Raw genomic sequence first — 9,718 nt, 5'->3', positions numbered from 1 at the left:
GTGCTGTTTGCTCGGTTTGAATCGCTGCAGCGTTTTGGGTAACACCTTGTTGGGCTGCGTTCGCGGCGGCTTGGGCAGCAGCTGCGGCACTGGCGGCATCGGTCGCGGCTTTATCAGTGACAGCAACCCACGCTGAACCACTCCAACGCTTAGGCGTATTGGCATTGCCTGTGGTATCGATCCACAGGTTTTGCGCTAAGCGATCAGCAGCTGCTGGAGCAGTAGACTGAATAAGTACTTTGCCTTTGGTACCAGCCAAACCTGCAGCATCGGCAGCAGCTTGTGCGGCTGAGTTTGCAGCACTTTGTGCGGTTGATGCCGCAGTATTAGCGGCGGTCGCCGAGGCCTGAACTGTGGTGATCTGTGTTGCTAATGCGCTATCGGCATCGGCTCGCGCTATTTGCTCTTCTTTAATTATTGCTGAATTATTATTTGATACTGCAAAAACAGTGGTGATTTGCGAGGCTAATGCTTCATCTGCAGTAGTTCTGGCCAATTGTTCAATTGAGATTGCCGATTGCGTATCACCTACTGATGCGGAAACTGTATCGATGCGCTTAGCTAATGCTTCATCAGCTGTTGCCCTTGCATATTGCTCAGACCAAACGCCAGCAAAGACAACTGTAGATCCGGCGTTCCAACTGATGTCACCTGCTAGTGGTGGATTTACTAAAGCGAATATCCCATCCAGCCGCGATGCTTGTGATACTAGCTGACCATCAATAGTCTCTATTGAGTTTTCAACGCTATCAACTCGTACAGTTAACGCAGATACCGCTTCACCTAAAGATGAAAATTCACCTATTTTAGTCCAGTATGTTGTATTTGTAGGCAGCGTTCCTGCTGGTACAGTTTGCTTGGCTGAGTACAGCTTTCCTTGATATTTAACTAGTTGTCCAGTTAAATAACTAGCAGTATTGTCCCAGTCTGGTGCACCTGCTATATCAGCAATTTCAGCCTGCATTTGCTGAATTTGAGTTTGAGTATCAGTAATACTGATTTCAATATCAGGAATTTTGTCAGTTTCAATTTTTATCAGCGGGATCAGTTCTATTTCTCTGAGTAGTTCTTGCCCTAGCGCTGATGATGTAATGCGTTCGCTGAAATATTCATCATATTTTGTTTGATCTGTTGAAGATTGGCCATTTACAAAGTTAGACCACGGCCCAACGTTGCCAGTGCGATCGACTAACCGAGCCCTAAACCAAAAATTAGCGCCGGCGCTTAAGCCTGTCATTGTGTGGCTGTTTAGCGGGTAAGCAAAATCACCTAACTTGATCATGCCACTATCGTTGTTGTTGGGGCCGTACTCAATCTCAGTCCGTAAAGTATCCTCAGCACCTGCAGGGAATAACCAATTTAAGCCGATACCGAACACTAACGGCGAGGCTGTGAATGAAGCTACTGCAGGAGGCAAGCCAGTTTTACCCGTGATGTTGGTCAGTTCGGAGGACTTGGGTACTGACGAAACATCGACAGAGTTGATTGCACGGACTCGAGCAATATATTGCCCGGTGTAAACGCCACGGATATCAACTGATGTACTGCTAGTTTTTGGCAGTTTTATCCACTCGCCAGAGTCTTTTCGCCATTCCACTTCATAAGCAACCGCATTTTTTGCGGTCGCCCACTGAATAGTCATAGTGGTAACAGAGAGTGTTTGCTCGGTGAATACGGACTGTGAAATGGTGACAGTAGCCGGCGCTTCTTGTGCACCGATTGGCAGCTTGCTTATAGGGCGTTCTTCTAACCGTGCACCTGTATCGATATACGGATATTTGCTTGGGTTATGCTCAACTGCGGTGATCTCGTACTCAATGCTGTCGCTATTTGCTTTGGCTACGCGCAGCACTCTAAATTGCTGCAGCTTTAGCTCGTCTGACTCAACCGACCATAACAGCTGTGGCAGTGGGGTTTCACTGTATTCCGTTGTTACCGTAACCACACGTCCATTAATGGCCTCAATAGTACGCGCCTGCGCTTTACCGCTAGGTAAGTTGATAATGAGTCGATCATTAACCGCAATTGTTGCCGCACGATCTAAAGTGAGCTGTTTGCCGTTAACTGCCGAGATTCGCCCACCAATCCGGCTACCTGCAATCAATTGATCTGCTATACCGATAACGAAGCCAGGTAATGGGATGCTGCCATCCATTCCCACCTTAAAATTGACGGCACGGTCATTGTTATTGGTATAAATAGCCCACTTGCCGCGGCGCTGAGCTTCTGATTCGCGGGTGCAACCTAAGGCAGATAATTCGATCACGTTGTCGCCATAGCGGCGCTGTAATGGTTGATCTGATACAGAGGTAACATCGGATTCATAAGCATTATCAGGGTTATCCCAGCTGATTAATGCTCGAGTGTATTTAACTTTTTCGCTGCTGGATGAATAGCTAAACTTGCCGTCGATCACATTGCTATTGTTATAAATGAAATCTACATCGCGTGGCATGTCGGCCACTGAGTACATTTGGCCGTTTGACCAATAAGTCATGCCGCGATAGATAGACGCTAAATCGCGCAATACCTGCCACGCTTCAGTAGCTTGCTGAATGTAGATATTGCAAATATAGCGCGGCTCCATACCGCCTTTGCCATCAGGAACCAGCTGATCGCAATACTGAGCAATCTGGTAAAGCTCCCACTTGTCCACCAGCGCAGCATTGATCCTGCGACCTGTGCCAAAGCGATCATCAAGGATGATGTCGTAACTCACCCATGCTGGATTATCGGTCCATGCAATTTTAAAGCTGCCATCCCACACGCCAGCATAATCACGAGTCAGTGGATTGTAGTTAGTGGGCACCTTTACTTTGCGCATAAAGGGCTCGCAGGATATCACTGGAATGTTTTGGAATTGGCTGGCGTCAAACTCGACATATAACAGTGCCGTATTGGGGTACTTGAGCTTACGGTCAATCACATCGGTGATCGCCGCAATTTGCATTAAGTCGGCAACACGATTGTTATTTTGATTTGGGGTAAGTCGGCGAATACGGATTTGCCAGCCGCTACCAGTTGGCAAGTCAATGCGGTGGCTGCGCTCGTATGGTTGGGTGGTTTTACCATCAACCGCTGTGCTTAACACGGTTTGATAGCTACCGCCGTCAGTGGATAGATCAATGGCGTACGCAATGCGATAGCCGTTTACATCACCGTTATCGAGCTGTTGTTGCAGTGCTGGCCAGCGAAAGCGCACACGTACAGCAGAGAGTAATGAGTTAGTGATGGCACGGGTGTAAGGCTGATCTGATTTTAACTCAATACCTAAGGCTACTTCATTTTCAACCGATGGCAGTCCGGGGATATAAGTTTGATGCGCAGTGCCTGGGCGAAAGTCCCAAATCACACCGGGGAAGTTTTCGGCGCCATTGGGATCAAGTAGTGGCGTACCATCTAAAAAGACATTCTGACCAGATAATTGGCCGTCAAACTCCCCTTCACCGATCGCCAATAAGATTTTAGCTTTCGCAATTGAGCGCAGATCATCAGGGGATTCGACTGGCGAACGCTGCTCACCTTCACCAGCTTTAGCGCCATGAATAGTCAGTTGTTGATTTAATGCAGGAATACCCATGCTGATTATTGCTCCTGTTGACTGCCGCTGCCATTGCCACCATTACCGCCACCTGATTGGATTGGGCGCTTTGATGTAGCAATATCTTCGGCATAAATGCCTGCACTAATAATGGCGCCACCAATGCGGCGCTTACCATAACCAATGCCAACTGGGTTGCCAGCAGCAGTGGTATTTACCGCGCCACCAAAGGCATAACTTGGGGCGTTCTCTGCGGCTTCCCTACCCTTGAGTCCTTTCGCTTGCGGTGAGAGCATTTGGATAACCCCGCCAGCAACCATGCTAATACCGGCTCCAATTAATGGGGCTCCAAATGGCGTCGCTGATAAAAAAGCACCCGCAACGATTAACACTACCCCTACAATAGTTTGCAAAATACCACCACGCTTACTGCCACCTACAACAGGCACAATGCGGATTTCCCTCGTTCCAGCCAAATCAAACTCATCTTCGCCTGTGTTTTTACCATTGCGAAAAATGGCATAGCGCAGGCCAAGCTTGGCCTGTTCTTTAATGAACTGCTCAAACCCTTGCAAGGTATTCCTAATGGCACTAAATGCTTCGGTTGTCGTTCCAGTATCTAAAAATCGTTTATGCTCACGCCCAAACTTTTTAGCCAGCGATCCGGAGAATTTGATGGTGGTCAGTTGATTTATGCTCATAGGTTTTTTCTACAAATTTGAGGCAATAAAAAAGCCACCTAAAAGGTGGCTTGCGGTCGTAAGTATTAGATGCGGCTATCCGCATTGTTATAGCAGGATAAATAAATTACATCACTGGGGCAATAGACTCTGGCAAGCCATTTTGCTCAAACTTAAGCACTATATTACGGACATTATTGGCAACACAAAAACCATCACTAATATGTCCCACCATATCAACCCCAGCTCTTGACCCAAGTGCCTCAAATACACCTGCCAGCTTGTACTGATAAAAAGCATTTTTTAAGCAGACCATGTGATGGCAAAGTGCATTAATGTTAGTAATATCATTATTTTGCAATTGATTAGCTGGAGGATTAACAGGTTTTGATGGTAAGTACTCCCCATCCAATGCCAACTTATGCGCATACTCAACGGCTTCTGTTAACTGGCATTTTTCGAGTTGATCTAGGTGGTCAACATTAAAGCGCTGATGAATTATTTTGTAAGCATCTGGATATATCAGGCCTTTTTTTGCCATCAGTAGATTAACCGCATTACGCAAGCTTGTACGCTCATCAGTCGTCGTCTTTTTGGGTGCAGCGCCACTCAGTTGCTTTGCCATCCAGTTAAAGGCATTGATATAGGCTTCTTTGATCATCGCCGCCTTTTTGCCAGTAAAACCCATCACCAAAAACATAAAGCCGTCTTTAGTCATTTTATACATAGGCAGATTACGGCCTGTTGCATCCTTATATTCACTGAGCTCAAAATTGAGCTCAGTGAATTCTTGTGAACATTCTATCATTTCAAGCTTACGAACTACGTTTTTGTGCAACTTTCCAAAAGCCTCTGCCACATTAATTGATGTGGTTATTAATGCGCCATCTTGGGTGGTGACTAGATGATTTAATGATTGAATTGTGTTAACATTATTCATGTTCGATTCCTTGGTACGGACGGACGTTGTTAAAGATGCCTCAACTGTTAGCGCAGTTGGGGCTTCATTTTTTGTGGCAATCATGCGGCCACTCCTTTACTCACTAACTTCTCACAAATCCACGCCTCACCCGCTGGAGTAAACATAGCCTGCGAATAACCTTGGTCGGTTTGGCGAAGCTTTCCAAAGCCTTTATCAATAAACCACTGCTGAAATACTCTGCCGCGTTTAATGGCGTGGCTATAAACGTCATGCTCATCCAAAAACTTATTTAGGCGAACAGCTGACAAGTTATGCTTTTGCGCCACTTGGCTTGCATTCATTAATGTGTCACGCACCACTAGCCGATCGAAAAATTCCACTTTCGGCGCTTGTTGCTCAAGTAGCTTGGCTTGGTTAGCGGCGAGTTGCAGTGCTTCTGCAAATGAATGCGGGATCTGCGGGTATGGCTTAGACTGCTTTGCTTCCAACTCTTGCCAGCGATCAACCAGTCTTGCGGTAAACTCAGGCGAAAGCTGAGCAACAACTATAATGCTATCGCGCTTGCCTTGCTCTGCTGTAAAGCTGAATACCTGTATTGTTCTTTGCCTGCCAATGGTATCAGCTACATGTTCATCCTCAATTTGAGGGTGAACAATAACTCCTTGAGATATAAGGTTTTCAATAGTGCGCTTTACGTTATCGTGACGTTTCTCAACTAAGTTGGCTATCTCTCGGCTGGTCATGGTTAGCGGCTTGCCAGTTATTAAGTTCATGCAGCTACCTCTTCCTTTTCAACCAATCCATAAGCGCGTTTTAATTGATAGACAATCTCTGAGTTTAGCGACCGCAACTGCTGTTCAGACATTTCTTTAGCAATCTGGTGCACCTCTGGTGGTAACCGCAACATTAGCCTAAGTGGTATTACTGTATTTTTTTTCATTGCCATTCCTCATGATGTCGATTCGACACCATAAATTTAACCACTAACACTAAGTATGTCAACTCGACACTATTCTATTTATGTCGAGTTGACGCTATGCTATTAGAATCATGACGAAAAAAAATTTCCCTAGTGATACCTTAGATAAGTTCATGTTGCGCTTTCCTAGCGGGATGCGTGAGCAAATTAAAGAGGAATCCAACAAAAACGGTCGTTCAATGAACGCTGAGATAGTGCATCGATTAGAGGTGAGCTTTATTGCTGACCAAAATTCATCGGCAGCAAGCTTGCTGCATGGTGACGCGCTGGAAAATTTGCTAACCCCAACACTACCCGCATCAATAGCAGGGAAGATAGCCAAAAACAATGCAGACTCAGGCATTGCATTAGCATCATTATTTGTTGATGAAATTAACGATCTTATCAATGGAGCTGTAGTGGTTGGTAAACGAAAAATTGAACTTGATACAAAAAAATTAACCTGCTCAATGCCAGTTGCAGATGCTGAGATATTTAGTGCTTTAAAATTGGTTGAAAAGACTTTTGATGATGCAGGTTATCTTGTGAAAATTAACGATGGAAACATTATAATTTCATTTTAGTTTTAAGATAGGCCACCATTTTCAGCAATAACCCACCTTGCCGACTGTTCTCGCCAGTCATCCAATTGAAGGCATATTCATATGAATATGCCTATACTATCCTTTATTAATTGATAGCTTCTGCTGTTAGCTTTACCACCATTGGTGGTAAAGCCATTCGCCAGCATCTGCAAGCCTCTCAATATGTGCTAGATTTTGCTAGCTGATTCAGGTAGGTAATAAATAATATAGAGGTATCCATAATCGTCTTTGTCATAAACATTGTAATTTACCTGAACTATGACCTTTTCATCTGTCACCCACTTACCTTGATATTCTTTGATAAATGATGATTTGGGCTTATTTTCTTCCAAAGCCTTACCGTATTTAACAAGTAACCCATCCTTAAAACTGGTAAACTTTGTTTCTGTAAGCTTACTTTCATTCGCTGGAGTCAATCCAACTTGAGCCAAACCTCCTTGCTTATCAAAAAAGAAAATTACTTCGAATTTATCCCCATCAATCTCATAATTATTGAATTTCAATTTGCCAGAAAAGTCGTCTTTACTATCTTCAGCACTACTTATGGATTCTGGATAGATCTCCTTGATTTGTGCTTCTGTTGCTCCGTGGAATGCCTTTCCCCAAAGATTAATTTCTGAGTTATTACCACACCCAGACAACACAAAAATTAATACAAAAATAGTAAAAATTTGCTTCATAAACATGAAAATACCTCCATTGTAATGCTCGATTAATTAGGCTTATAGTACGATTGTTTGGCAGGTTATAACAAGTTGATCTATAGTACATGATAACGCACAATCACCCTTGTATTGCGCTGCCAGTACCCGCCGTAAATATCGTAGCGGCTAAGGCGACCATAAAGATGGTGCAGGATTTTACCGTCGCCGACATAAACAGCGGCGTGATTTACTCGCTGACTTTGAATTTGCATTAAGATGCCGTCACCAATTTTAAGATCTGCAAGATTGATATTGGGGAGTGCCTTAAAGCCAGCTTTAGCGAAGTTATCGAGGTACAGCTCTTGCTCACCTTCCCACCAGCCGTCTTGGCGCTCAAAGTCTGGCAATAAAATGCTTTGAACATCGTGGTACCAGTCGCGAACACAGCTATAGCAATCCCATACTCCATGCACAAATGGACGACCTAACAATGGTTTTTGCTCACCCGTTGGCACCATAGAGCGTAAATCCCCATCAGGCCAACTGAGAATATGCCAAGGTAATCCGCTCGCCTCACACATGGCAATATCACGCTGGCTAGGTTTGCTGCTCGCATCTGGGTGGCTGTGGCAAATACCTATGATCTGCCCTTGTTCTTCAATGGCAGCATATTGCAGTGGATCAATCACAAACTCATCTGCTTTGTTAGTTGCCTTATTATCGCATGGCACATAACAAGGCTTGTTACCTTGCTGGATGATCAGCCCACAGCATTCATTGGGGTAGCAGTTAGCCGCATGCTGAGTAAAAGCATGCAAGATAGTTGGATGCATAGGGACCTGCTTAGGTTGTGTTAGACCATTTTGCCGACGGCGGGAAAATGCTTGATCAATGTTTGATGGATGCTTGAATGCTAGCGCTTGTTTAACTCATTGTGGTCTTAACGCATAGCCGATCACTTAACGCATAGGCTTAACGTATAAGCCGAACGCTGGGGAATCCGCCGTGGGGTAATTCTTCATTTTCACCAAATCGTAAAGTACAACCGGCTATCGTGCCAGAGCACTGATCAAGCGCTGGGTTATCAGTCGGCTCGTCATCTTCGGTAAACATAGCTTCACCTGTGTAGCCACAATCAGCGCCGCGATATTCACCGCGCTGGCACCATGAGCAATAGGCCGTCATTTGTCGGCCGATTTTTTGGCCTGACAAGTCAGCAGGGTTTGATAGCTCAAAAGTGACAGCGACATTATCCTCATTCACCTTTTTATCAACATACCAAATCTCTACCGCTTCTTGCGTTGGATCCGCTTCGCTATTGCCACTGGGAAAGTTGGTCGCATCGAGATATTTTGCCAGCGTTCGGCGTATCGTGACCTTGGCTTGCTCCATGTTCTGAAAGTACAAACATAGAGCGCTGATACTGCCATCGATGTTGGCAACGGTTAGTGTTGGCGTACTGGGTGAGCCATCAGAGTTAACTTCGACTCCTTCTAACTGCGCTGGCCATGCGCTGTACTGTTCGCCTTGCCAATGAATGATTCGTGCTGGTAACTCTGGTTGATTAAGGTCAGCATCTGAGTACGGAATATTGTGGGCATGAAAGCGCAGGATATCGGCGCCAAAAGCGCTGCCGTCGATTTCGTAGAGAATAACCTCATTGCCAGGTTCGAGGGTTTGAATATCGGCACTAAGCATCGGCGGCACCTTTGGTCCATAGCTTGCCTTGCTCGATAATCGCCAATGAATGCGCCTGGCGAATTTGTTCTACTGTGACGGCAGCTTCGGTGTTATCTGCTAAGCGCCAAATAGTACTTTCAATCCCAGCATCTTCTGAGGCGTGAATTGCTGCCAACATTCGGCGCTGGGATTGTTCGTCACCATCAAAGACTAATCCATCGACTTTAACAGTAATGGAATTAACTGCCGCTGCCCGTTGAGTGCGGAATAGGTATTCATCGATACTAATGCCATCAATCAATATTTCAGCGCGATATTGCTCAATCGTTTTAAGTTCAGGACGAACAGGCTCAGGCTCTGCAAATAATGGACGTTCAAGCACTTGTTGATCTTGGGTTTCTATCGGTAGCGCTGGCGCATTAAGCTCGGCATCAGCTTTACGTACAAGCCATGCTTGATACTGCTCAAACCAATCCCATTGCAACGTGACACTGTACAGCTCAATAAACTTATCGATCACATGGTGCATTGCCGGATTAGCGGCATGTAAGCGGGTGACTAAAAGCACATCGGCCAGAGCTTTTGACTCTGGCCGATGGCGTATTACTAGTAGATCGTGCTCATCGAGCACAGGCGAGCCCGCATCATCGAGTTCGTAAAACATACTTAAGTCCATAGATATCCTTAA

General features: G+C 45.3%; 10 protein-coding genes. 1 reads left to right on the top strand and 9 read right to left on the bottom strand.

Features of this window, described 5'->3' with window-relative positions:
* From BM607_RS03455 to BM607_RS03435, 5 genes are all read right to left on the bottom strand, one after another.
* The coding region (locus BM607_RS03455; RefSeq protein WP_249269542.1) for a phage tail protein at window positions 1-3,580 on the bottom strand (3,580 nt) is incomplete at its 3' end.
* Between the two features lie 5 nt (window positions 3,581-3,585).
* Complete coding sequence (locus BM607_RS03450; protein WP_071938882.1) at window positions 3,586-4,242, bottom strand: tail assembly protein; 657 nt, start codon at window positions 4,240-4,242, stop codon at window positions 3,586-3,588.
* 106 nt (window positions 4,243-4,348) lie between these two features.
* A complete protein-coding gene (locus BM607_RS03445) occupies window positions 4,349-5,245 on the bottom strand; it encodes a Rha family transcriptional regulator (protein ID WP_071938883.1) in 897 nt (298 codons plus the stop codon).
* Entirely contained in the window at window positions 5,242-5,916 is a 675-nt protein-coding gene (locus BM607_RS03440) for a phage antirepressor KilAC domain-containing protein (RefSeq protein ID WP_071938884.1), read from the bottom strand. The genes BM607_RS03445 and BM607_RS03440 overlap by 4 nt, the downstream gene beginning before the upstream one ends.
* Complete coding sequence (locus BM607_RS03435) at window positions 5,913-6,083, bottom strand: Arc family DNA-binding protein (RefSeq protein WP_170927448.1); 171 nt, start codon at window positions 6,081-6,083, stop codon at window positions 5,913-5,915. Before BM607_RS03435 ends, BM607_RS03440 begins: the two co-directional genes overlap by 4 nt.
* A 110-nt stretch (window positions 6,084-6,193) precedes the next feature.
* On the opposite strand from BM607_RS03435, the gene BM607_RS03430 reads away from it, so the two are divergent.
* Window positions 6,194-6,685, top strand: coding sequence for an Arc family DNA-binding protein (locus tag BM607_RS03430; RefSeq protein WP_071938885.1), 492 nt, complete (start codon window positions 6,194-6,196; stop codon window positions 6,683-6,685).
* Between the two features lie 188 nt (window positions 6,686-6,873).
* Here BM607_RS03430 and BM607_RS03425 read toward each other — a convergent pair whose 3' ends face one another.
* From BM607_RS03425 to BM607_RS03410, 4 genes are all read right to left on the bottom strand, one after another.
* Entirely contained in the window at window positions 6,874-7,392 is a 519-nt protein-coding gene (locus BM607_RS03425; RefSeq protein WP_071938886.1) for a lipoprotein, read from the bottom strand.
* 74 nt (window positions 7,393-7,466) lie between these two features.
* Window positions 7,467-8,183 carry a C40 family peptidase gene (locus BM607_RS03420; RefSeq protein WP_071938887.1) on the bottom strand — a complete coding sequence of 239 codons (717 nt, stop codon included), beginning with the start codon at window positions 8,181-8,183 and terminating at the stop codon, window positions 7,467-7,469.
* Between the two features lie 139 nt (window positions 8,184-8,322).
* Window positions 8,323-9,048, bottom strand: a complete 726-nt coding sequence (locus BM607_RS03415; RefSeq protein ID WP_071938888.1) for a phage minor tail protein L — start codon at window positions 9,046-9,048, stop codon at window positions 8,323-8,325.
* Window positions 9,041-9,706, bottom strand: coding sequence for a hypothetical protein (locus BM607_RS03410; protein WP_071938889.1), 666 nt, complete (start codon window positions 9,704-9,706; stop codon window positions 9,041-9,043). The genes BM607_RS03415 and BM607_RS03410 overlap by 8 nt, the downstream gene beginning before the upstream one ends.
* Window positions 9,707-9,718 lie beyond the last annotated feature (12 nt).

The organism is Shewanella sp. SACH (assembly GCF_001887095.2).
Classification (GTDB): Bacteria; Pseudomonadota; Gammaproteobacteria; order Enterobacterales; family Shewanellaceae; genus Shewanella; species Shewanella baltica.
The sequence above is the reverse complement of the archived record's forward strand: the minus strand, read 5'-3'. Positions and strand labels throughout refer to the sequence as shown.

What these genes read in the sequence shown, in the direction of transcription:
- BM607_RS03430 (WP_071938885.1), top strand. Translation starts at nt 6,194, where the DNA reads ATGACGAAAAAAAATTTCCCTAGTGATACCTTAGATAAGTTCATGTTG.
- BM607_RS03450 (WP_071938882.1), bottom strand. Translation starts at nt 4,242, where the DNA reads ATGAGCATAAATCAACTGACCACCATCAAATTCTCCGGATCGCTGGCT.
- BM607_RS03440 (WP_071938884.1), bottom strand. Translation starts at nt 5,916, where the DNA reads ATGAACTTAATAACTGGCAAGCCGCTAACCATGACCAGCCGAGAGATA.
- BM607_RS03415 (WP_071938888.1), bottom strand. Translation starts at nt 9,048, where the DNA reads ATGCTTAGTGCCGATATTCAAACCCTCGAACCTGGCAATGAGGTTATT.
- BM607_RS03425 (WP_071938886.1), bottom strand. Translation starts at nt 7,392, where the DNA reads ATGTTTATGAAGCAAATTTTTACTATTTTTGTATTAATTTTTGTGTTG.
- BM607_RS03445 (WP_071938883.1), bottom strand. Translation starts at nt 5,245, where the DNA reads ATGATTGCCACAAAAAATGAAGCCCCAACTGCGCTAACAGTTGAGGCA.
- BM607_RS03410 (WP_071938889.1), bottom strand. Translation starts at nt 9,706, where the DNA reads ATGGACTTAAGTATGTTTTACGAACTCGATGATGCGGGCTCGCCTGTG.
- BM607_RS03420 (WP_071938887.1), bottom strand. Translation starts at nt 8,183, where the DNA reads ATGCATCCAACTATCTTGCATGCTTTTACTCAGCATGCGGCTAACTGC.
- BM607_RS03435 (WP_170927448.1), bottom strand. Translation starts at nt 6,083, where the DNA reads ATGAAAAAAAATACAGTAATACCACTTAGGCTAATGTTGCGGTTACCA.